We start from the raw sequence: 21,443 nt of genomic DNA, 5'->3' as shown, positions 1-21,443 counted from the left end.
GCCGATAATCGCGCGGTGAACCCCACCACCGCCCCGATTCCCACCACCCTGTTCTCCCTGCAAGGCCGCGTCGCCGTCGTCACCGGCGCGGCCCGCGGCCTCGGTCTGTGCATGGCCAAGGCGCTGGCCGCCCATGGCGCCGCCGTGTGGCTCAACGGCCGTGACGCCGTCGCCCTGCGCGAAGCCGTGGATCAGGTACGGCAAAGCGGCGGCACCGCCCACGCGCTGCCCTTCGACGTGACCGACGAAGCCGCTGCGAGCGCGGCCGTGGCCCACGTCCTGGCCGAGAGCGGCCAGATCGACATCCTGGTCAACAACGTGGGGCAGCGCCGGCGCCAGCCCCTGGACGAACTGCCCGCCCAGGCCCTGCGCGAGCTGCTGGAAGCCAACCTTGTCTCGGCTTGGCACCTGTGCCGCGAAGTGGCGCGGCCCATGCGTGCCCAGGCCTTCGGCCGCATCATCAATGTCACCTCCATCGCTGGGCCGATCGCGCGCGCCGGCGACGCCGCCTACACCACTGGCAAGGGCGCGCTCGAAGCTCTGACGCGCGCGCTGGCGGCCGAACTCGGCCCGCAGGGCATCAACGTCAACGCCATCGCACCGGGCTACTTCGCCACCGACACCAACACCGCGATGGTGGAGGACGCCGCCACCGCCGCCTGGCTGGAGCGGCGCAGCTCGCTGGGCCGCTGGGGGCGGCCGGAGGAAATCGGGGGTGCGGCGGTGTTTCTGGCCTCACCCGCCGCCAGCTACGTCACCGGCCAGGTGCTGGTGGTGGACGGCGGTTACCTGGCGCATTTCTGAGCCGGGCGGGCCCTCAGCCCGCGTGCCGACGCACCCAGGCGGCATAGGTGTCCATCCACTTCTGGAGGAACGCCTTGCTGTCCGCGCCGATGCCGCCGTCCTTGTCGAACAGCCCTTCCTTGGACTGGATGAAGGCCTCGGGCTGGCCCAGCGTGGGCACATCCAGGTAGGCCAGCACATTGCGCAGATGCTGCTGCGCGAGCGCGGTACCGATCGCACCGACCGACACACCGATCACCCCGGCAGGCTTGCCGGCCCAGGCGTTCTGGCCATAGGGGCGCGAGGCGTGGTCGATGGCGTTCTTCAGCACACCGGGGATGGAGCGGTTGTACTCGGCGGTCACGAACAGCAAGCCTTGCGAGGCCGCGATCTCGGACTTGAGTCGCTTGACCGGCGCGGCCTGGTTGGCATCGTCGTCCTGGTTGTACAGCGGCAAGTCACCGATCTCGAGTGGCTTGAACGTGAACTCCTGGGGAGCGAGCCGGGCCAGCGCGGTGGCCAGCTGACGGTTGAAGGAGTCGCGACGCAGGCTGCCGACGATCACGCCAATTTGGAATCCACTCATATCGAATCCTCTCCAGGTACGGGGTTGAAACAAGCACGAAGGGTGAGGGCGACAGACTACAGGCTCAAGACAAACACTCAGGACGGTGTGGGTACCGTTGAGCGAGCCGGCAGGTGCAGCACGACCTTGCGGGCGTCATCGGCCATCTGGTCCAACGCCGCGCCCAGCCGATCCAGCAGGCGCCCATCGTCCCCCTCGCTCGCCCCGTCCAGCAGCGACATGGAGACCAGGCGAAAGCGCAGCGACACCCCCGCCGGCAGCGAGGGCACCTGCTCCAGGCCCTTCGCGACGATGTGCTGCGCCAGCAACATCAGGTGGTCCGGCTGCAGCGGCCCTTCGACGAGCACCGCAAAGCGCGCATTCGCCACGCGGCAGACCGTGTCCACGTCGCGCACCACGTGCAACAGGCGCGATGCGGCCACCACCAGCGCGCGGTCGGCCACCTCCCGCCCTTGGCGAGCCGCGATGTCCGCATGGTTGACGAGCTCCACCATCAGGAGACCACAAGGATGACCATAGCGCCTGGAGCGGCGCATGGCGTCGCGCAGGCGCAGGTCGAGCACCGGTGCAATGGTCAAGCCCGTCAGGGGGTCGGTGCTCTCGATCGCGCGCAGGCGGGCGTGGTTCTCGTTGAACTCCTTGGCGCGTCGGTGCAGGATGTACAGCAACAGCGGGATTTCGATCGCCGAACCGATGAGCACCGCGTACTGGGTGGCCCAGCTGTCCGGCAGGACACCGGCCGAGCGCAGCGCAGGAAACGGGTAACTCAGATGGACCGGCAGGAAGCCCAACGCCAGCCAGCCCGCGTACTTCTCGCCCAGCCGCCAGGTCCAGACACACAGCGTGAAGCTCAATATCACCGACAACAGGCCGTACAGGTTGAGCACGGCAAACACCACTTGGTTCTGCAGCAGCAGGTAGACCACCGGGAACAACAAGCCGAACCCGCACCAGGCCAGCACGAAGCGGTCCACCCGACGGTGGTGGCGCGACACCGCGCAGGCCTCGCGCACGAACCAGATGCCCGATGCGGTGAGCCACAGCATGAACACCGCCGGTGCGGCGTCGTTCCACCAGGCCCAGTCGCGCCAGAAGAACAACCCGCCCACGCCGGTGAAGGCCGCCTGGAAACCCAGCATGCACGCGACATAACAGCAGTAAGCGATGAAAGCCCGGTCGCCGTACAGGCGCGCGTGCACCCAGCCCCAGAACAAGACCAGCAGACCGAAACCGAGATAGCCTCCGATCAACAGGAACGTCCAGTAACGCGTTTCCTGCAGCGTGTCTTCTTCCAGCAGCAGCAGACGCGGGCTCAGCGACGCGGGCCGGTTCTCCAGCCGCAACCAGACTGTGCCCGCCGACCCGGCGGGCACGGAAAACACCGGGGTCTGGTCCGGGTGGCTCCACTGGGACACCGACAACAGATCGCCGGCCTGCTGCACTGTCCACTGCCCCTGGGCGTCGGCGACATGGAGCGTGGCCCGGTTGATGAACGCCGCCGCGCTCAAGGCCAGGTACCAGCGGCGGCCGGTGTCCAGCGCCGGCAGGTCCAGGCGCAACCACAGCGCGGCATTCGCCAGGTCAAAGGACCGGTAGCGGTCCAGAGGCTGGAAATCCCCGGCTGGCCGGCCCTGCACCTCTTCCAGCGACGCCTGCCCCGTGGTATCGACCCAGTAGAAAGCCTGCAGGGTGACATCGGTGGCCGCAGGGGCGGACGCCCGGGCGACGCCCCATCCCAAGGTCAAACAGAGACCCAGGAGCAACGCGGCCCACATCCGGATAGGCCGAGTCAAGGCAGGGGCAACCGGTGCGGCGAGCGGGAAAATGCGATCCATCCCGGCATCGTAAATGTTTGTGACAACAGGATCTCCGGCGGGTCGGCCGGACACCGCAAGCGCCAGAAATAAAGCCACCCGATCTTGAAATGGGGTTCCGACGCCCTTATGATTAGCACTCGCTGGCGTTGAGTGCTAACACGCTCTGCCAAGTCGATCAGCGGTATCCGCTGGCCTGTCCGGGCTGGCACCGCCGTTCTGAATAAACCCCATCCGTTCCATACCCAGGAGATGCAATGACCAAGAAACTTCGTCCTCTCGGCGATCGCGTGATCGTCAAGCGCGTTGACAGCGAAACCAAGACCGCCTCGGGCATCGTCATTCCCGACGCAGCCGCCGAAAAACCCGACCAGGGCGAAGTCCTGGCGGTCGGTCCTGGCAAGAAGAACGACAAGGGCGAAATCGCCGCCATGAACGTCAAGGTCGGTGACCGCGTTCTGTTCGGCAAGTACAGCGGCCAGACCGTCAAGATCGACGGCGACGAGCTGCTGGTCATGAAGGAAGACGACCTGTTCGCGGTCGTCGAGTAATCCTCCGCGCCCCCTCCCCCACTTTTTACTGAATCCGGAGAAACAACATGGCAGCAAAAGACGTCATTTTCGGCGGCGAAGCCCGCGCACGCATGGTTGAAGGCGTGAACATCCTGGCCAACGCGGTCAAGGTCACCCTGGGCCCCAAGGGCCGCAACGTGGTGCTCGAGCGCTCCTTCGGCGCCCCCACCGTGACCAAGGACGGTGTGTCCGTGGCCAAGGAAATCGAACTCAAGGACAAGCTCCAGAACATGGGCGCCCAGATGGTCAAGGAAGTCGCTTCCAAGACCTCCGACAACGCCGGTGACGGCACCACCACCGCGACCGTGCTGGCCCAGGCCATCGTGCGCGAAGGCATGAAGTACGTGGCCGCCGGCATGAACCCGATGGACCTCAAGCGCGGCATCGACAAGGCTGTGGAAGCCCTGATCGCCGAGCTGAAGAAGGCCTCCAAGGCCACCACCACCAGCAAGGAAATCGCCCAGGTCGGCTCCATCTCCGCCAACAGCGACACCAGCATCGGCGAGATCATCGCCAATGCCATGGACAAGGTCGGCAAGGAAGGCGTGATCACCGTAGAAGACGGCAAGTCGCTGCAGAACGAACTCGACGTCGTCGAAGGCATGCAGTTCGACCGCGGCTACCTGTCGCCCTACTTCATCAACAACCCCGAGAAGCAATCGGCGCTGCTGGACAACCCCTTCGTGCTGCTGTACGACAAGAAGGTTTCCAACATCCGTGACCTGCTGCCCACGCTGGAGCAAGTCGCCAAGGCCGGCCGTCCGCTGCTGATCATTGCCGAAGACGTCGAAGGCGAAGCCCTGGCGACGCTGGTGGTCAACACCATCCGCGGCATCCTGAAGGTTGTGGCGGTGAAGGCCCCTGGCTTCGGCGACCGCCGCAAGGCCATGCTGGAAGACATCGCCATCCTGACCGGCGGCAAGGTCATCGCTGAAGAAGTGGGCCTGACGCTCGAGAAGGTGACCCTGGCCGACCTGGGCCAGGCCAAGCGCGTGGAAATCGGCAAGGAAAACACCACCATCATCGACGGCGCCGGCGCCGCCGCTGACATCGAAGCCCGCGTCAAGCAAGTGCGCGTGCAGATCGAAGAAGCCACCAGCGACTACGACCGCGAAAAGCTGCAAGAGCGCGTGGCCAAGCTGGCCGGCGGCGTGGCCGTCATCAAGGTCGGTGCCGCCACCGAAGTCGAGATGAAGGAAAAGAAGGCCCGCGTGGAAGACGCCCTGCACGCCACCCGCGCTGCGGTGGAAGAAGGCATCGTGGCCGGTGGCGGCGTCGCACTGCTGCGCGCCCGTCAGGCCGCCGGCACCATCAAGGGCGACAACGCTGACCAGGACGCCGGCATCAAGCTGGTGCTCAAGGCCATCGAAGCGCCCCTGCGCGAAATCGTGGCCAACGCCGGTGGCGAGCCGTCGGTGGTGGTCAACGCCATCCTGGCCGGCAAGGGCAACTACGGCTTCAACGCCGCCAACGACACCTACGGCGACATGATCGAAATGGGCATTCTGGACCCGACGAAGGTCACCCGCACCGCGCTGCAGAACGCCGCTTCGGTCTCCAGCCTGATGCTGACGACCGAAGCCATGGTCGCCGAGTCCCCGAAGGACGACGCACCTGCCATGCCGGGTGGCGGCATGGGTGATATGGGCGGCATGGGCGGCATGGGCATGTAATTGCTCCTTGCCTGAGACGCCATGCCGGCGTTGCAAGGGCTTGCCGTGGCGCTGCCACTGTCTACGCCCTTGCGCCTTGGCCTGGCGCCTCATGCTGCGTCGGAATGCATCACTGCATGCTGACAAAATCCCAAAACAAAAAGCCCCGCGAGAAATCGCGGGGCTTTTTGTTTTGAGGCTCGGCTCGAGCTACTTCATCAAGGCTTCGAGCTTGATCGTGTCCGCCACAAAGGCTCGGATGCCTTCGGCCAGCTTCTCGGTGGCCATCGCGTCTTCGTTGAGAGCGAAGCGGAAGCTGGCTTCGTCGTGGGTCACGAAGGCGATGTCCGATGCCTTGGCGGCACCGGCGTCCAGTGCCCGGCTCAAGGGCGCATCGCTGGCGGCCAGCTGAGCCAGCAGGTCGGGGCTGATCGTCAGCAGGTCGCAGCCGGCCAGCGCCGTGATCTGGCCCACGTTGCGGAAGCTCGCGCCCATCACCTCGGTGGCGATGCCGTGCTTCTTGTAGAACTCGTAGATGCGGCGCACCGAGCGCACGCCTGGGTCGTTGGCTCCGGCCATCGCGGCTTCGTCCCAGCCCGAGCCCGCGCTCTTCTTGTACCAGTCGTAGATGCGGCCCACAAAGGGCGAGATCAGCTGCACCTTGGCCTGGCCGCAAGCCACCGCCTGGGCGAACGAGAACAGCAGGGTGAGGTTGGTGTGAATGCCCTCGCGCTCCAGCCGCGCAGCGGCCTGGATGCCTTCCCAGGTAGAGGCGATCTTGATCAGCACGCGGTCCACGTGCACCCCATCGCCCTGGTAGAGCTCAATGATGCGGCGGGCGCGGGTCACGGTGGCCTCGGTATCGAAGCTCAGTCGGGCATCCACCTCGGTCGAGACCCGGCCCGGAATCAGGCGCAGGATCTCGCCGCCGAAAGCCACCAGCAGGCGGTTCATCACCTCGTCCAGCCCCTGGGCGCCATGCTTCGCGACGGCCTCCTTGAGCAGGTGGGCGTACTCGGGCTTCTGAACCGCCTTCAGGATGAGCGACGGGTTGGTCGTGGCATCCTGCGGGGCGTAGGCTGCGATCTGGTTAAAGTCACCCGTGTCGGCCACGACCGTGGTGAATTGCTTGAGGGCGTCGAGTTGGTTCATGACCGGATTATCGGCCAGCGGGTGTAATAAAATTTCACGCCATCTGTCATCCCATGTAACCCAAACCACCATGCTCGACCGGATCAAAGCCTCCCTGCCCTCGCTGGCACCTGCCGAGCAACGCGTGGCCAAGCTCGTGTTGCTGGACCCGCGCACCTTCGCCAGCCTGCCGGTGACCGAGCTGGCCGAGCGCGCGCACGTGAGCAAGCCCACGGTGGTGCGCTTCTGCCGCAGCATGGGTTACGACGGCCTGTCGGACTTCAAGCTCAAGCTCGCCGGCACGGTGAGCGAAGGCGTGCCGTTCATTCACCGCAGCGTGGACGTGGACGACAAGACGAGCGACGTGCTGGTCAAGGTGATCGACAACACCGTGGCAGCCTTCCTGAAGTACCGCAACGACGCCTCCAGCCACGCGATCGAAAAGGCGGTGGACGCCCTGGTGGCAACCTACAAGAACCGCGGCCGCATCGAGTTCTACGGCGCCGGCAACTCGGGCATCGTCGCGCAGGACGCGCAGCACAAGTTTTTCCGTCTGGGCATCAATGCGATCGCGTACAGCGACGGCCACATGCAGGTGATGAGTGCGTCCCTGCTCGGGCCGGGCGACTGCGTGGTGATCATCTCCAACTCCGGCCGCACGCGCGACCTGATGGACGCGGCCGACATCGCGCGCAAGCACGGCGCCACGGTGATCGTCATCACCACCAGCGGCTCACCGCTGGCGCAGAGCGGCCACATCCACCTCTCGGCCGATCACCCGGAAGGCTACGACCGCTACAGCCCAATGACCTCGCGCCTGATGCACCTCATGGTGATCGACATCGTCGCCACCTGTCTGGCGCTGCGCATCGGTGGCACCAAGCTGCAGCCCCTGCTCAAGGAAATGAAGAACAACCTCCGGAGCAAAAGGTACACGTGACCGTCCGCGCCAACGCCCACCCGATGGCGTGAAACTAGATCCGCCCCTCTTCCACCGCATGGCAGGCAATGCGAATGCCGCCAAGATCCAGGAGATTGGGGCGCTCACTGCGGCAGCGGTCGTTGGCATGCGGACACCGCGGGTTGAAGGCACACCCACTGGGTGGGTTCAGCGGGTTGGGCACCTCGCCCGAAACCGGTGTGCGCGCCTTGCCGGTGTCGTGCATCTTCGGGATCGCATCGAGCAGCATCCGCGTATAGGGGTGGCGAGGCCGCTCGAACAGGGTGTGCTTGGGCGCCAGCTCCACCAGCCGCCCGAGGTACATCACCCCCACCTGGTCGCTCACGTGGCGCACCACGGCCAGGTTATGACTGATGAAGAGATAGGTCAGCCCGCGCTCGCGCTGCAGGTCCTTCATGATGTTGAGCACCTGCGCCTGCACGCTCACGTCCAGCGCCGACGTGGGCTCGTCGCACACCAGGAACTCCGGCTGCGTGGCCAGGGCCCGTGCGATGGAGATGCGCTGGCGCTGTCCGCCCGAGAACTGGTGCGGGTACTTCACACGGTCCAGCGGCGAAAGCCCCACCGACTTGAGCAGATCGTCCACCCGCGCACGCAAGGCCTCCGGGTCGGTCTCGATCTCATGCTCGCGCAAGGGCTCGGCGATGATGTCTTCCACGCGCCAGCGCGGGTTCAGACTGGCATACGGGTCCTGGAAGATCATCTGGATGCGGCGGCGCAGTTTGCGGCCTTCCGGCGTCTTGAACGCGGCATGCGCGTCCTGCCCATCGAACTCGAAGCCGCCCCGCGTGGGTCCGTACAAGCCCACCAGCAAGCGTGCCACCGTGCTCTTGCCACAACCCGACTCACCCACCAGTGCCAACGTCTGACCGCGCGGGATGTCAAAGGACACGCCGTCGACCGCACGCAGCAGCTGGCGCGGCTGGCGCTCGATCACGCGGTTGAGCCAGGGCGCGGACACATCGAAGGTCTTGGCCAGGTCGGTGGCGCGCACCAGGGGCGCCTCGGGGGTGGCAGCGGGCACCGGCGCGCTGGTGGCGTTGCGCGCCTGCGCGGCCAGCACCGCTTTCTCGATCATGTCCGCGCTCATGCCTGGGCTCCTGCGGGCGAATGCAGCCAGCACGCGGCCCGGGTGGGGCCGGCCGACAACAGATCGGGCCGTTCGATGTGACAACGGTCGAACACCTTCTCGCAGCGCGGGTTGTACGCACAACCCGGCGGAATGGCATTGAGCCGGGGCATGGCACCGTCGATCTGGTGCAGGCGTTCGCGGTCCTGGCTCATGTCCGGAATGCAGGCCATCAAGCCGGCGGTGTAGGGGTGCGCGGGGTGGTTGATGACCTGGTGCACCGGCCCGATTTCGGCGACGCGGCCGGCGTACATCACCGCCACGCGGTCACAGGTCTCGGCGATCACGCCCATGTCGTGCGTGATCAGCATCACCGCCGCCCCGCGCTGCTTGCAGATGGTTTTGAGCAAGGTGATGATCTGTGCCTGGATCGACACATCGAGCGCGGTGGTGGGCTCGTCGGCCACGATGAGCTGCGGCTCGGCCGCCAGGGCCAGCGCGATCACGACGCGCTGGCGCATGCCACCGGAGAACTGGTGCGGGAAGTGGTCGATGCGCTGCTCGGCGGCCGGGATGCCGGTGTCCTTGAGCAGGTCGATCGCGCGCCTGCGCGCCTCGGCATGGCTCACGGGCAGGTGGGTGGTGATGGTCTCGATGAGCTGGCGACCCACGGAGTACAGCGGGTTGAGCGAGGTCAGCGGGTCCTGGAAGATCGCGCCGATCTCGCGCCCCCTCACCTTTCGCATCTGGTCGTGCGGCAGGTTGTCGATGCGCCGGCCGTGCAGCAGGATCTCGCCCGAGGCGACACGCCCCGGCGGCTCCAGCAGGCCGATGATGGAGGCGCCGGTGAGCGACTTGCCCGCACCGGACTCCCCCACCACGCCCAGGATCTCGCCCGGGGCGATCTCGAAGGAGACGTCGTCGAGCGCGCGCAGCGTGCCTCGGCGGCCGGGAAACTCGACGACCAGGTTCTTGACTTGGAGAAGGCTCATCTTGGTCTCAGCGCAGGCGGGGGTTGAGTGCGTCGCGCAGCCAGTCGCCCAGCAGGTTCACGCTGAGGGCGATCAGCACCAGCATGGCGCCCGGGAAGATGGTGATCCACCATTCGCCGGAGAACAGGTAGTCGTTGCCCACGCGGATCAGCGTGCCCAGCGAAGGCGAGGTCGGCGGAGCGCCGACCCCCAGAAAGGACAGCGTGGCCTCGGTGATGATGGCCGTGGCCACCTGGATGGTGGCCAGCACCAGCACCGGGCCCATGACATTGGGCAGCACGTGGCGGCGCATGATGCGCAGCGGCGCCACGCCGGTCACGCGCGCGGCCTGCACATATTCCTTGTTGCGCTCCACCAGCGTGGAGCCGCGCACGGTGCGCGCGTACTGCACCCAGCCCGTGAGCGTGATCGAGATGATCAGCACGCCAAAGGCCAGCGTCTCGTGCGCATTGGGAAACAGGGCACGGCCCACGCCCGCGATCAGCAGCGCGATGAGGATGGGCGGGAAGGACAACATCACGTCGCACAGGCGCATGAGGAAACCGTCCACCCAGCCACCGAGGAAGCCGGCCAGCAGGCCGAAGGTGACGCCGATCACCACCGAGAGCAGCACCGAGGCCAGGCCCACGGCCAGCGAGATCCGCGCGCCGTACATCAGGGCCGAGAGGATGTCGCGGCCCTGGTCGTCGGTGCCCAGCAGGAAGCTGCTCGACCCGTCGGGGTGCCAGGCCGGTGGCAGGCGGGCATTCGAGAGCTCCAGCGTGGCCAGATCAAAGGGATTGTGCGGCGCCACCCAGGGCGCGAAGACCGCGCAGAACACGCAGACAAGAGCGATCACCGCCGCCACGATGGCGGTCGGCGAGGTTCGGAAACTGTGGCCGACATCGCTGTCGAGCCCTCTTTTGATGAGGCTGATCACGTGGGGCGCCTTGTTTTTGGAGACCACGCCACCGCGAGACGAGGTCTCGCGGTGACGGGACCGGCTTACTTCGCCGGCTTCACCGACATGAATCGGAACGGCATGAAGTTGTCGGCCAGCTGGACCAGCTCCACATTGCTCGCCACGCCCCAGGCCAGGGCCTGCTGGTGCAGCGGGAGGTGGCCGATGTCATCGGTGTGCAGCTTGAAGGCTTCCTTGATCAGCGCGTCGCGCTTGGCCTTGTCGGTTTCCGACTGGATCTGCACCGTCAGCTCGTCCACCTTGGGGTTGCAGTAGGCGCCCAGGTTGAACTGGCCGCTGCCCTTGTCGTCCACGCAGCGCATCAGGGCGTTCAAGGCGTTGTGCGCGTCGTAGGTGCCCGGGGTCCAGCCCAGCATGTAGAAGCTGGTGTCGCGGCGCAGGATTTTCGGGAAGTAGGTGCCCTTGGTCTCGGCCTGCAGGTTGATCTTCACGCCCACGCGTGCGAGGTTGGCGGCCACCGCCTGGCAGATCGCACCGTCGTTCACATAGCGGTCGTTGGGGCAGTTCAAGGCCACTTCAAAGCCGTTCGGGTAACCGGCATCGGCCAGCAGTTTCTTGGCGGCATCGGGGTCGTACGGCAGGCGGTTGTTCATCGCGGCGTCGAAGCCGTTGATGCCCGGGCCCACCATCAGCGCCATGGGCTTGGAGGCGCCACGCATCACGGTGCGCTGAATGCCGTTGATGTCGATGGCCTGGTAGAAGGCCTGGCGCACGCGCTTGTCCTTGAAGGGGTTCTTGCCCTTGACGCTCGAGTACAGCAGCTCGTCGCGCTTCTGGTCCATGCCCAGGAAGATGGTGCGCAGTTCGGGGCCCTGCATCACCTTGCTCTTGCCGCTGGCGTTGATGCGTGCCACGTCCTGCAGCGGCACCGGTTCGATCACGTCCACCTGGCCCGAGAGCAGCGCGGCCACGCGGGTGGAATCGTTGCCGATCGGCGTGTACTCCACGTTGACCACGTTGCCTTCGATCTTGCCCCAGTAGCTGCCGTTGCGCACGAAGCTGGTTTTGACGTTGGGCTGGCGCTCGCGCAGGCGGAACGGGCCGGTGCCGTTGGCGCGGAACGAGGCCGCGTTCTCGACACCCTTGCGGCGGTCCACCGGTCGCGTGGCCTGGTTGTCCTCGGCCCACTTCTTGTTCATGATGAACAGCAGCGACAACACGTCGGGCAGGATGGGGAACGGGCCCTTGGTCTCGATGTCGACCGTGAAGTCGTTGACCTTGCGGACTTCCTTCACGTCGTTGGTGTAGCTCTTCATGTCCGAACCCTCACCCGAAGCGCGGGCAAAGGTGAACAGCACGTCGTCGGCCGTGAAGGGGGCACCGTCGTGGAATTTCACGCCCTTGCGCAGCTCGAAACGCCAGACGCTGGGCGAGGTCTGTTTCCAGCTCGTCGCCAGTCCCGGCACCAGCTTCAGATTCTGGTCGCGCGCCACCAGGGGCTCGTAGACGTTGTTCGTCACGCTGAGCTGCAAGGACTCGTTGAGTGAGTGCGGATCCATCGACAGGGCATCGCCCTGGTTGCCGATGCGGATGGTCTGCGCCGAAGCGGCCCCCATGGTGAGCATGGCGGTCGTCGCCAGGGCGGCCATCAGCGTTTTCCGGAAAATCATGCTTCGCTCCTTGATGCGTTTGTGGTTGTGGAAGGGGTTTTGGCGGCGGCATGGGCCTCGTCGGCCAGCGGCATGGCGTGCTCCACCAGACTGGCGTGCAGGGCTGCACCGAGCGGCAGGACTTCGTCGTTGAAGTCGTAGCGGCTGTTGTGCAGGAAACAGCTGCCGATGCCGTTTTCAGCGCCCTGCCCCAGGCGCAGGTAGGCGCCGGGCTTGACCTGCAGCATGAACGAAAAATCCTCGGCGCCCATGCTCGGATCCATGTTGCGGTCCACGTGATCGTGGCCGACCAGCTTCTGCGCCACATCGGCGGCGAAACGGGCTTCGTCGCGCGTGTTGATGGTGGCCGGGTAGATGCGCTCGTAGTTGACGTGGGCCGTGGCGCCCAGGCCCAGCGCCACGCCCGAGCAAACCTCCTGCAGGCGCTTCTCGACCATGGCCTGCACCTCGGGATTGAAAGTGCGCACCGTGCCCACCAGCGTGGCCTTGCCGGGCATCACGCTGAACGCGCCCATGTCGCCGGCCTGCATCGCACACACGCTGATGACCGCGCTGTCGATGGCGCGCACATTGCGCGAGATGATGCTCTGCACCGCGGTGATGATGTGGGCCGACACCAGCACCGGGTCCACCGTCTGGTAGGGGTGCGCACCATGCCCACCCTTGCCGGTGATTTCGATGGTGATGCGGTCCGCCGACGCCATCATGGGACCGGGGTTCACGCCCACCATGCCGGGGCGCATCTGCGGCCAGTTGTGCATGCCGAAGACGGATTGCACCGGGAAACGATCGAACAGGCCGTCCTCGATCATCGCCTTGGCGCCCGCAAACCCCTCTTCACCGGGCTGGAAGATCAGCACCGCCGTGCCGTCGAACTGGCGCGTCTCGGCAAGGTAGCGCGCCGCGCCCACCAGCATGGCGGTGTGGCCGTCGTGGCCGCAGCCGTGCATCATGCCCGGGCGCACGGACTTCCAGGCAAAGTCGTTGTGCTCGGTCATGGGCAGCGCGTCCATGTCGGCGCGCAGGCCAACCATGCGGCCACTGGCATGGCGGCGACCACGGATCACCGCCACCACCCCGGTCTTGCCGATGCCGGTGTGGATCTCGTCCACGCCGCACACCTTGAGCGACTCCACCACGCGCTGCGCGGTGTAGTGCTCCTCGAAGCCAATTTCAGGATGGGCGTGCAGGTCGCGGCGCAAGGCCGTGAGCTCCGGATGGAAGGCCGCGATGTGCGAGAACGCGCGGCCATGCGCCTTGATGCGGGACGGGGTGGACATCAATGGCCTCCCGCTTTCTCCACACGAAGGCGGGGATCGACCGCGAAGTACAGCAGGTCGACGATCAGGTTGATAACCACGAAGATCAGAGCGATGAGGCACAGGTAGGCGGCCATCACCGGGATGTCGGCAAAGGTCACGGCCTGGATGAACAACAGCCCCATGCCCGGCCACTGGAACACCGTCTCGGTGATGATGGCAAAGGCAATCAGGCCCCCCAGCTGCAGACCGGTGATGGTCATCACCGGCACCAGCGTGTTCTTCAGCGCGTGGCCGAAATGCACGGCGCGGTTGGTCAGCCCACGGGCGCGCGCGAACTTGATGTAGTCGGTGCGCAGCACCTCCAGCATTTCCGCGCGCACCAGCCGCATGATCAGCGTGAGCTGGAAGATCGCCAGCGTGATGGCCGGCAGGGTGATGTGGTGCCAGCCCTTGGGCGTCAGCAGACCGGTGCTCCACCAACCCAGCTGCGTCACGTCACCCCGGCCGAAGCTGGGGAACCAGCCCAGCGTGACCGCGAACAGCAGGATCAACAGGATACCGATCAGGAAGGTGGGCAGGGACACGCCCAGCAGCGAAACCGTCATGAACACCTGGCTCATGAAGGTGCCCCGCCGCAGCGCCGCGTACACCCCCATGGGAATGCCCACCACCAGCGCGAGCACCGCGGCCACCATGGAGAGTTCCAATGTCGCGGGGAAGCGCTCGGCTATCAGGCGCGACACCTTGGCGCCCTGCCGCAACGACAAGCCGAATTCACCTTGCACCGCATTGGCGAGGAAATGCCAGAACTGCACAAAGAAGGGTCGATCCAGACCGAGCTCGGAGCGCAGTTCGCGCACCTGATCGGGGGTGGCGTCCTGCCCCAGCAGAAACACCACCGGGTCCCCCACGTACTGGAACAGCATGAATGCGATGAACGCCACGCTGACCATGACGATCACGGCCTGCGCCAGTCGCCGAAGAATGAATGCGAACATCGTGTGAAAAATGAAGAGAGGGTCGCCCCCTGCGGTGCGCGACCCTCGACTGACGCTTGGAAATCAGTTTACCTTGATGAGACGCCAGTCCAGGCGGTTGTCCGCCCGGTGCACCACCTCGATGTTCTTCTTCATGGCCCAGGGAATGATCTGGTTGTGCAGGGGAATGTGGGCCACGTCCTCGTTCTGCAGCGCCAGGGCCTTGGTCAGCAGCTCCGTGCGCAGCTTGAGATCCGTTTCCTTTTTGGTGCGCTCCACCAGCGCGTCCATCTGCGGGTTGCTGTAGCGGCCCACGTTGTAGTTGCCGTCACCGCCCGCCCCGACCGAGCGCACCAGGGACTGCAGGCTGTAGAGCGCGTCAAAGGTGGGCACGCCCCAACCCAGCATGTAGATGCTGGCTTCGTAGCGCTGGATCATCGGGAAGTAGGTCACCAGCGGCAGGGTGCGCAACTTGGCCTTCACACCGATGCGCGCCCACATGGCGGTCACGGCCTGGCAGATCTGCTCGTCGTTGATGTAACGGTTGTTGGGGCAGGCAAAGTCAACTTCAAAGCCATCCTTGTAGCCCGCATCGGCCAGCAGCTTCTGGGCTGCCGCCACGTCGAAGGGATGCCGTTTGTGAACCGCCTCCGTCCAGCCATTGACCTGCGGGGCCACCAGAGCGCCGGTGGGCTGCCCCAGACCACGCAGACTCACCCGGGCGATGGTGTTCATGTCGATGGCCTGGTAGAGCGCCTTGCGAACCCGCTGATCCTTCAGGGGATTCTTTCCCTTGATGTTGCTGCCCGGCAGTTCGTCACGGAACTGGTCCATGCCGAAGAAGATGGTCCTGTTTTCCACGCCATCGATCACCTTGAGGTTCTGCTCGCCGCGCACGCGCGCCAGATCCTGCGGGCTGGGGTCGAGCACCAGATCCACCTCACCCGAAAGCAGCGCCGCCATGCGGGTGGCCACGGCCTTGACCGGCGTGTAGATCACTTCGGTCACGTTGCCCTCCGACTTGCCCCACCAGTTCGGGTTTCGGGTGACCACCAGCTTCTGGTCCGGCTGCCACTCCTTCAGCACAAAGGGGCCCGTGCCATTGGCGTTGCGGTGGGCGAAGTTCTCGTCCTGCGTCTTGATGTCCTTCGGCATGGTCGAGTTGTTCTTCTCCGCCCAGGCCTTGCTCATCATGCGCAACTCGGTGAGCTGGTTCAGCAACACCGGGTTGGGGTCCTTGGTGAAGATGTCGATCGTGTTGGCATCCACCTTCACCACCCGGTCAATGCCCTGGGCATAGATCCCGAAATTCGAGGTCTTGGTCATCGCCCGTTCGATCGAGAACACCGCGTCGTCGGCCGAGAACGCCGAGCCATCATGGAACTTGACCCCCGTGCGCAGGTTCATGCGCAGTTGTGTCGGCGTCACCTGCTTCCAGGCCGTCGCCAACACAGGCTCGGGCTTGAAGGTCTTGCTGTTGTAGTAAACCAGCGACTCGTACACCGAGGCATGGATCCCGTTGGCCAAGGCGTTGTTCTGGGAATGGATGTCCCACGTGGGGATGTCACTGGCGCTCGTCCATTTGAAGGTTTTGGCGTGAGCACCGCCAGCACCAAGGGCCATCGCGGCGAACAGGACTGCAAATGGGAGCTTCATTTGTTGACACCTAAATAAAGTGGACATCCCGCCACTATGCAACAAACGTTCCCGCCAATGCACCGGAGTTACCCGAACGGCAAAGCCGCCCGCATCGCCTCAATCCACGGCCAGTTCCAGTTTCAAGGCGCCATACCAGGCCGTGAGTTCGCTCTCCGTGTTGTCGGTGTCCGTCATCAGGGCCACCAGACGCAGCGGCCCCGGTTCCTCACCGAACGCAAGGCGGAAGTCCGCGCGCACGTCGCGCACGTGATCCCGCCATTGCCCCACCGTGGCCACGTCGCTGTCCAGCACCAACTTGCGGATGCGGTCCGTGCGTGGGTTCACCACAACGGTGCCCGGCGCGTGTTTCGCGCTCCACACATAGACCAGTGAGGCATAGGGCAGCTCCTCGCCCGTCAACAGGCGACTCATCTCGGAGAGGCGGTGGTTCCTGGCCGTCCAGCGGGAACGATCGCCATCGAAGGCAAGGACCACCCGCACCGCAGAGTCGGCCTGGCTGGACTGGGACAGATCGGCGTCCTCGGGCAGGCCGTCGACCCGCCAGGAGAAGGACAAGCGCCCTACTGACGGCAGCGAAGGCTCGAACCGCTGCCGCAGGATGCTGACCGAACTCTTCGCATGCACCTGCAACGCCGACCGTCCTGCCACCTGGACCGACTCGAACGCAGCGTACCGCTTGCCGGGAAAGGAGAACGGCTCCCATGGCACCGCAGGCCTGGGCGTGGCGAACAGACGACTGGCGGCCTTCAGCACCGCGGGGCTGGCGCCACTTTGCACCCTCTGAGGTCTCGAAGGCGGCCGCTCCTGCTCCAGATCGTCGGACATCACCGACGGTCCTGCGCACCCACTCAGCACCAGGACAAACCATCCCGCACTGGCCAGTGATGCCAAGGGCAATTTCATGTTGCGAACAGGCATAAATCAATAATATTGATTATTTTTTAATGATTTTTCTTTTAAAAATCAAACTTTGGAATTAAATTTATGACCCGAAGCCATGGTGGCTTCGGGTCATGGGAGGGCATCTTGCCAAACCACATCCATGGCATGTCAAAACGTCTCATTTGGAGGAATCCATGTTCAAGAAAATGCTGACCGGTCTCCTGTCGCTGCTTGCGGCCGCCAGTTTTGCGGCGGTGGACATCAACACCGGCACCGTGGCCGATCTCGACAGCATCAAGGGTATCGGACCCAACACGTCGGCCAAGATCGTGGAGGCACGCAAAGCCTCACCCTTCAAAAACTGGAGTGACCTGATCCAGAGGGTACCGGGCATTGGTGACAAGCGCGCCGCCAAGCTGTCGTCGCAAGGACTGACGGTCAACGGGGACAGCTACAAGCCCTCTGCGACCACACCGGCCGACAAGAAGCCGGCAGCGGCTGCCAAGGGATCCTGAGACGGGTCACGTCCATAAAAAAAGCCACCCGGCATGCCGGGTGGCTTTTGACTGATCGGTGTTCCGAAGAACGGAGATCAGAACTTGTGCTGGAGGCCAACGCCGAACGCGGAGACCTTAGCAGCGGTCGTGCCACCGACTTCTTCCTTGGCCTTGGTGAAGGCGGCGTAGGTCGAGGTGCGCTTGGACAGCGCGTACAGGGCGCCCACCGAGTAGCCGGTGCGCTTCGTGTCCGTGCCATCCTTGTCCTTGGACGAGGCGTAGCCGGTCGACAGGCTCAGAGCCGACGACAGGGGGAAGTCGGCGCCGATTTGCCAGTCGTTGGTCTTCGTGGCGTACACGTTGCGGGTCTGGCCAACGCCACCCTTCAGCACAGCAACGCCCAGGTCGTAGGCGGCGGTGAAGTAGGTGAACTTGGCATCTTGGCCAACGCCAGCAGCGTCGTTTTGCAGCTGGTAGGCGAAAGCAGCGGTCAGAGGACCAGCAGCGTACTGCAGGTTGAAGTCGGTCTGGTCGCGCTTGACAAGAGCGTTTTCGTCCAGGCCGTGCGACACAGCAGCGCTGAAGCCGCCGAAGTTGGGCGAGGTGTAACGCAGGGCATTGCGCGGCTTGTCGTTGTACGCAGCGACGCTCATGACAGCGTAAGCAGGCGAGAAAGCGACGGCGTCGAAGATGGAGTTGCCGATGTAGAACACATCGTCAAAAGCCGACCACACGTTACCGAACTGGACGGTACCGAAGCCGCCTTCCAGGCCAACCCACGACTGGCGGTTGAAAGCGGTGTTAGCCGTGGCGGTGCCGTTGGAAGCGTCAAAACCTTGCTCCAGCTTGAAGATGGCCTTCAAACCGCCGCCCAGGTCTTCCGAACCCTGCACGCCCCAACGGCTGGTGGCCAGACCACCCGAATTCAGACCGTTGACGGACACAGAACCCACGCCAGGCACTTCCGCCTTGGTACGGCCGGCCCACACGTCCACGAGACCGTACATGGTCACGCTGGATTGGGCTTGGGCCACACCGGCCACAGAGCCGAGAACCGCCAAGGCGATCAAAGATTTTTTCATGGTTACTTCCTTAAAGTATTGCGGTGACACACCACAAGTTAGAAAACTGACCAATGAATGGTAGGGCGGAAAACAGGCCGTCGTAAGGGTAAGCCCTGAAAAACACGCGAAGTAGCGCTCAGATCGTTGTCTAACCACAACACGAACGGTCGGTTTCGAGCGACGAAGTGACTTGCCTCATCAACCAACAACAGGCGCCCACGAAAAAACCGCCTGCTCTTGCGAGCAGGCGGTTTGAACGACCGAAATCTCAGCTGACGCGAAGGTCAGCCAAAAGATCAGAAGTTGTGAGCCAGGCCCACGCCCCAGCCGGTGACGGCCTTGCCGAGGCCTTCGCCGTAGTTGACGGCCGGGTTCTTCTTGTTACCCAGGTTCAGGTAAGCGGTGGTGCGCTTGCTCAGGAAGTACTTGTAGCCACCGTGGAACACGCGGGTGGTGCCGGCGCCAACTTCGCTGCGGTCATACGAACCCCACAGCTGGCCGGGGCCAACAGGAGCGGTGAAGCCCAGAGCGAAGGAGTTGTTGCTGTCGTCAGCCACGTTGCCACCGCGGTCGGTGTACGTGAACAGCAGGTTGGCGAAGCCGAAGTTGTACGAAGCGGCCAGCTGGTTCAGGGCGTTGCCGTTGCGCTGTGCATTGGATGCGGCGCCGTCGTTGTTGTGGATCTTCGAGTAAGCGTAGGTCACAGCCAGGGGGCCGGCCGCGTAGGCCAGGCCCAGGCCGCTGTTGGCGCTCACGCCGTTCGCTTCGGAAGGAGCGTACTGCACCATACCGGTGAAGCCACCCCAGTTGGGCGTCGTGTACAGCACTTGGTTGGAGATGTACACGCCGTTGTTGTCCAGCGTACCAGCGCGGGTCGAGAAACCGGTCACACCCTTGGTGCTGTTGGCGGTCAGTGCGTTGGCGAAAGCGGTGTCGAACGAACGACCCAGCTTCAGGGAGCCGAAGCCACCTTGCAGGCCCACGAACATGTCGTTGTTGCCCAGCACGTTGCCGGCGGTCGTGCCGTCGTCAGCGTTGAACGAGGTCGACACCTTGAAGATGGCCTTCAGGCCGCCGCCGAGGTCTTCCGTGCCGGACACGGTCCAGTTGCTGGTGCCGAGGCGGCTGGAAACCATCGTCAGGGGCGCGCCGCCGCCGACGTCTTGCAGACCGACGTCAACGGTACCGCTCAGGGTCACGGAAGATTGTGCGAATGCAGCGCCGGTGGCTGCCACGGCGGCCAGAGCGATCAGGGTCTTTTTCATTGAAGGGTTCTCCAAGGGTTAATAAGGGCCGGGAGTCTTTGCCACCGAGCCAACCTCCATCCAGGAAGCTGAGCCGATTGCATCAGAAAGTTTCCGATGGCGCCATGGTGACAAGGGCTTTTGTCGCCTCAACGCGGCCCTTTCGTTGCACCTGTGCCACGCTGTTAGTAGATACCCTCATATGGATAGAAGCGGAAGCCACGATCTGCGGCCTCGCGGTTCAGCCCAGGAAACAATCACAGTCGGCAACTTGAGAAACTCGGTCATGCGCAATCCATGGCAGCATGTGCCATGGCGAATCCATCAGCCCCCACCATGCCCAACCCAACCGATGTCTTGTTGAACGCCGTCGATTCGGCCTTGAGAACCCTGTTCGTGCCACCGAGAGGCACACGCGAATGTCCGACCCTGCCCGAGCAGGCATCGGACCCGGCGATGGGACCAGAAGAGCGGCAACTCTCCGGTGCGCTGATGCGGGTGAACCACGTCGGGGAGGTGTGCGCGCAGGCGCTCTACACCTCGCAGGCCCTGGCAGCGCGTTGGCCCGGACGGCGCAACGCCAAGCCCAACGAGGCGCTCGCCCTGCAGCTGGAGGCGGCGGGACGGGAAGAGACCGATCACCTCGCCTGGACCCAGGCCCGCCTCGACGAACTCGGCGCCAGGCCTTCGCTGCTCAACCCGCTCTGGTACGCCGGCGCCTTCGGCCTGGGTTTGCTGGCCGGGCGTGTGGGACCGGGTGTGAGCCTGGGATTCGTGGTGGAAACCGAGCGCCAAGTGGAGGCCCACCTGGCGAGCCACATGGACCGCCTGCCCGCGAAAGACCAGGCGTCCCGGGCGATCGTGGCTCAAATGAAGGACGACGAGGCCCGGCATGCCCGCGAAGCGCAACAGGCCGGCGCAGTGGAGCTGCCGCTCCCCGTCAAAGGGCTGATGCGCATGGCGGCCAAGGTCATGACCACGGTGGCGCACCGCATCTGAGCGGCGCACCCTGGCCGAAGGTCAGGCCTCCAGCAGGTCGAAGCTGGTCGTGATTTCGGCGGTCTTGCCCAGCATGATGCTGGCCGAGCAGTATTTCTCGTGGCTCATCGCAATGGCGCGCTCCACGGCCGCCGCCGGGATGCCCTTCCCGCTCACGGTGAAATGCATGTGGATCTTGGTGAACACCTTGGGATCAACCGGCGCACGCTCGGTCACCAGCTTCACGCTGCAGCCGCGCACATCGTGACGGCCCCGCTTGAGGATGAGCACCACGTCGTAGGCGGTGCAGCCACCCGTCCCTGCCAGCACCGTCTCCATGGGGCGGGCGGCCAGGTTGGCGCCCCCGTTTTCCGGCTTGGCGACGTCGGGCGCTCCGTCCATGGCAATCACATGGCCGCTGCCGGTCTCGGCGACGAAGCCCATGTTCGAGCGGGTGCCGGCGGCGCCGGTCCAGGTAACGGTGCATTCCATGGGGTGTCCTGTGTCGTGAAATAAACAACGGTATTGAGGTGAGCGCTCTAAAAATCGTAGAAATCCGATTGGGGATGCTGCAATGCAGCATGAGAGCGTTATACTGGCGTCATTGTATTTACGGTTGTCTCCTCTACCCTCCACGGGTGGATTCAAGCCCGGTCTGGTTCTGCCAGTCCGGGCTTTTTTTCGCCCTCGATATGATGTGCGGCGAGGAACACCATGCCGTCAGCCCGCCCCAAACAACGCCCCAACAC

The 21,443-nt window shown here is 64.6% G+C and carries 20 protein-coding genes; 6 read left to right on the top strand and 14 right to left on the bottom strand.

The annotated features are described in order from the left end of the window. The first annotated feature begins 15 nt into the window (after positions 1-15). Positions 16-804 carry an SDR family oxidoreductase gene (locus AC07ZS_RS25380; protein WP_494801255.1) on the top strand — a complete coding sequence of 263 codons (789 nt, stop codon included), beginning with the start codon at positions 16-18 and terminating at the stop codon, positions 802-804. A 13-nt stretch (positions 805-817) separates the two neighbouring features. Here the strand turns inward: AC07ZS_RS25380 and AC07ZS_RS25375 are convergent, their stop codons facing one another. Then, positions 818-1,369 carry an NADPH-dependent FMN reductase gene (locus AC07ZS_RS25375; protein ID WP_494801254.1) on the bottom strand — a complete coding sequence of 184 codons (552 nt, stop codon included), beginning with the start codon at positions 1,367-1,369 and terminating at the stop codon, positions 818-820. A gap of 77 nt (positions 1,370-1,446) precedes the next feature. Next, entirely contained in the window at positions 1,447-3,108 is a 1,662-nt protein-coding gene (locus tag AC07ZS_RS25370; protein ID WP_494801253.1) for a sensor domain-containing diguanylate cyclase, read from the bottom strand. A gap of 332 nt (positions 3,109-3,440) precedes the next feature. Between AC07ZS_RS25370 and groES the strand changes: the two genes are divergently transcribed. Next, the gene (groES, locus tag AC07ZS_RS25365) at positions 3,441-3,734 is read left to right on the top strand and encodes a co-chaperone GroES (RefSeq protein ID WP_494801252.1); all 294 of its coding nucleotides are present in this window, start codon (positions 3,441-3,443) and stop codon (positions 3,732-3,734) included. A 47-nt stretch (positions 3,735-3,781) separates the two neighbouring features. Beyond that, on the top strand, positions 3,782-5,428 hold the full coding sequence (gene groL / locus AC07ZS_RS25360; RefSeq protein WP_494801251.1) for a chaperonin GroEL: 1,647 nt from the start codon (positions 3,782-3,784) through the stop codon (positions 5,426-5,428). Positions 5,429-5,617: 189 nt separating this feature from the next. Here the strand turns inward: groL and tal are convergent, their stop codons facing one another. Continuing rightward, positions 5,618-6,559, bottom strand: a complete 942-nt coding sequence (tal, locus tag AC07ZS_RS25355) for a transaldolase (protein ID WP_494801250.1) — start codon at positions 6,557-6,559, stop codon at positions 5,618-5,620. A gap of 70 nt (positions 6,560-6,629) precedes the next feature. Here tal and AC07ZS_RS25350 point away from each other — a divergent pair, with 70 nt between their 5' ends. Continuing rightward, positions 6,630-7,478 carry a MurR/RpiR family transcriptional regulator gene (locus tag AC07ZS_RS25350; protein ID WP_382161596.1) on the top strand — a complete coding sequence of 283 codons (849 nt, stop codon included), beginning with the start codon at positions 6,630-6,632 and terminating at the stop codon, positions 7,476-7,478. A 34-nt stretch (positions 7,479-7,512) separates the two neighbouring features. Here AC07ZS_RS25350 and AC07ZS_RS25345 read toward each other — a convergent pair whose 3' ends face one another. The 8 genes from AC07ZS_RS25345 to AC07ZS_RS25310 all read right to left on the bottom strand — a co-directional run bounded on the left by AC07ZS_RS25345 (position 7,513) and on the right by AC07ZS_RS25310 (position 16,854). Further along, positions 7,513-8,589, bottom strand: coding sequence for an ABC transporter ATP-binding protein (locus AC07ZS_RS25345; RefSeq protein ID WP_494801249.1), 1,077 nt, complete (start codon positions 8,587-8,589; stop codon positions 7,513-7,515). Then, entirely contained in the window at positions 8,586-9,560 is a 975-nt protein-coding gene (locus tag AC07ZS_RS25340) for an ABC transporter ATP-binding protein (RefSeq protein ID WP_494801248.1), read from the bottom strand. Before AC07ZS_RS25340 ends, AC07ZS_RS25345 begins: the two co-directional genes overlap by 4 nt. Positions 9,561-9,567: 7 nt before the next feature. Next, a complete protein-coding gene (locus AC07ZS_RS25335) occupies positions 9,568-10,479 on the bottom strand; it encodes an ABC transporter permease (RefSeq protein WP_494801247.1) in 912 nt (303 codons plus the stop codon). Positions 10,480-10,544: 65 nt separating this feature from the next. Next, the gene (locus AC07ZS_RS25330) at positions 10,545-12,110 is read right to left on the bottom strand and encodes an ABC transporter substrate-binding protein (RefSeq protein WP_494801261.1); all 1,566 of its coding nucleotides are present in this window, start codon (positions 12,108-12,110) and stop codon (positions 10,545-10,547) included. A gap of 17 nt (positions 12,111-12,127) precedes the next feature. Beyond that, entirely contained in the window at positions 12,128-13,411 is a 1,284-nt protein-coding gene (locus tag AC07ZS_RS25325; protein ID WP_494801246.1) for a M20 aminoacylase family protein, read from the bottom strand. Further along, a complete protein-coding gene (locus AC07ZS_RS25320; RefSeq protein ID WP_494801245.1) occupies positions 13,411-14,391 on the bottom strand; it encodes an ABC transporter permease in 981 nt (326 codons plus the stop codon). Before AC07ZS_RS25320 ends, AC07ZS_RS25325 begins: the two co-directional genes overlap by 1 nt. 63 nt (positions 14,392-14,454) lie before the next feature. Beyond that, positions 14,455-16,026: an ABC transporter substrate-binding protein gene (locus AC07ZS_RS25315; protein ID WP_494801244.1), complete on the bottom strand. Its 1,572-nt coding sequence runs from the start codon at positions 16,024-16,026 to the stop codon at positions 14,455-14,457. A gap of 99 nt (positions 16,027-16,125) precedes the next feature. After that, positions 16,126-16,854: a DUF3047 domain-containing protein gene (locus AC07ZS_RS25310; RefSeq protein ID WP_494801243.1), complete on the bottom strand. Its 729-nt coding sequence runs from the start codon at positions 16,852-16,854 to the stop codon at positions 16,126-16,128. A 251-nt stretch (positions 16,855-17,105) separates the two neighbouring features. Here AC07ZS_RS25310 and AC07ZS_RS25305 point away from each other — a divergent pair, with 251 nt between their 5' ends. Then, positions 17,106-17,426, top strand: a complete 321-nt coding sequence (locus tag AC07ZS_RS25305; protein WP_494801242.1) for a ComEA family DNA-binding protein — start codon at positions 17,106-17,108, stop codon at positions 17,424-17,426. A 77-nt stretch (positions 17,427-17,503) separates the two neighbouring features. Here the strand turns inward: AC07ZS_RS25305 and AC07ZS_RS25300 are convergent, their stop codons facing one another. Next, complete coding sequence (locus AC07ZS_RS25300) at positions 17,504-18,490, bottom strand: porin (protein WP_494801241.1); 987 nt, start codon at positions 18,488-18,490, stop codon at positions 17,504-17,506. Positions 18,491-18,768: 278 nt separating this feature from the next. Continuing rightward, complete coding sequence (locus tag AC07ZS_RS25295; RefSeq protein WP_494801240.1) at positions 18,769-19,737, bottom strand: porin; 969 nt, start codon at positions 19,735-19,737, stop codon at positions 18,769-18,771. A 315-nt stretch (positions 19,738-20,052) separates the two neighbouring features. Between AC07ZS_RS25295 and coq7 the strand changes: the two genes are divergently transcribed. Continuing rightward, a complete protein-coding gene (coq7, locus tag AC07ZS_RS25290; RefSeq protein ID WP_494801239.1) occupies positions 20,053-20,715 on the top strand; it encodes a 2-polyprenyl-3-methyl-6-methoxy-1,4-benzoquinone monooxygenase in 663 nt (220 codons plus the stop codon). Between the two features lie 21 nt (positions 20,716-20,736). On the opposite strand, the gene AC07ZS_RS25285 is transcribed toward coq7, so the two are convergent. Beyond that, positions 20,737-21,186: an OsmC family protein gene (locus tag AC07ZS_RS25285; protein ID WP_494801238.1), complete on the bottom strand. Its 450-nt coding sequence runs from the start codon at positions 21,184-21,186 to the stop codon at positions 20,737-20,739. Between the last annotated feature and the right edge of the window lie 257 nt (positions 21,187-21,443).

This window comes from Hydrogenophaga sp. GW456-12-10-14-TSB4, from assembly GCF_059424305.1.
The sequence above is the reverse complement of the archived record's forward strand: the minus strand, read 5'-3'. Positions and strand labels throughout refer to the sequence as shown.

Coding starts and splice junctions, on each gene's coding strand:
- tal (WP_494801250.1), bottom strand. CDS start 6,559: ATGAACCAACTCGACGCCCTCAAGCAATTCACCACGGTCGTGGCCGAC.
- groL (WP_494801251.1), top strand. CDS start 3,782: ATGGCAGCAAAAGACGTCATTTTCGGCGGCGAAGCCCGCGCACGCATG.
- AC07ZS_RS25375 (WP_494801254.1), bottom strand. CDS start 1,369: ATGAGTGGATTCCAAATTGGCGTGATCGTCGGCAGCCTGCGTCGCGAC.
- AC07ZS_RS25325 (WP_494801246.1), bottom strand. CDS start 13,411: ATGTCCACCCCGTCCCGCATCAAGGCGCATGGCCGCGCGTTCTCGCAC.
- AC07ZS_RS25320 (WP_494801245.1), bottom strand. CDS start 14,391: ATGTTCGCATTCATTCTTCGGCGACTGGCGCAGGCCGTGATCGTCATG.
- AC07ZS_RS25295 (WP_494801240.1), bottom strand. CDS start 19,737: ATGAAAAAGACCCTGATCGCTCTGGCCGCCGTGGCAGCCACCGGCGCT.
- AC07ZS_RS25330 (WP_494801261.1), bottom strand. CDS start 12,110: ATGGCCGCCCTGGCGACGACCGCCATGCTCACCATGGGGGCCGCTTCG.
- AC07ZS_RS25305 (WP_494801242.1), top strand. CDS start 17,106: ATGTTCAAGAAAATGCTGACCGGTCTCCTGTCGCTGCTTGCGGCCGCC.
- AC07ZS_RS25340 (WP_494801248.1), bottom strand. CDS start 9,560: ATGAGCCTTCTCCAAGTCAAGAACCTGGTCGTCGAGTTTCCCGGCCGC.
- AC07ZS_RS25300 (WP_494801241.1), bottom strand. CDS start 18,490: ATGAAAAAATCTTTGATCGCCTTGGCGGTTCTCGGCTCTGTGGCCGGT.
- AC07ZS_RS25285 (WP_494801238.1), bottom strand. CDS start 21,186: ATGGAATGCACCGTTACCTGGACCGGCGCCGCCGGCACCCGCTCGAAC.
- AC07ZS_RS25350 (WP_382161596.1), top strand. CDS start 6,630: ATGCTCGACCGGATCAAAGCCTCCCTGCCCTCGCTGGCACCTGCCGAG.
- AC07ZS_RS25310 (WP_494801243.1), bottom strand. CDS start 16,854: ATGTCCGACGATCTGGAGCAGGAGCGGCCGCCTTCGAGACCTCAGAGG.
- coq7 (WP_494801239.1), top strand. CDS start 20,053: ATGCCCAACCCAACCGATGTCTTGTTGAACGCCGTCGATTCGGCCTTG.
- AC07ZS_RS25345 (WP_494801249.1), bottom strand. CDS start 8,589: ATGAGCGCGGACATGATCGAGAAAGCGGTGCTGGCCGCGCAGGCGCGC.
- groES (WP_494801252.1), top strand. CDS start 3,441: ATGACCAAGAAACTTCGTCCTCTCGGCGATCGCGTGATCGTCAAGCGC.
- AC07ZS_RS25315 (WP_494801244.1), bottom strand. CDS start 16,026: ATGAAGCTCCCATTTGCAGTCCTGTTCGCCGCGATGGCCCTTGGTGCT.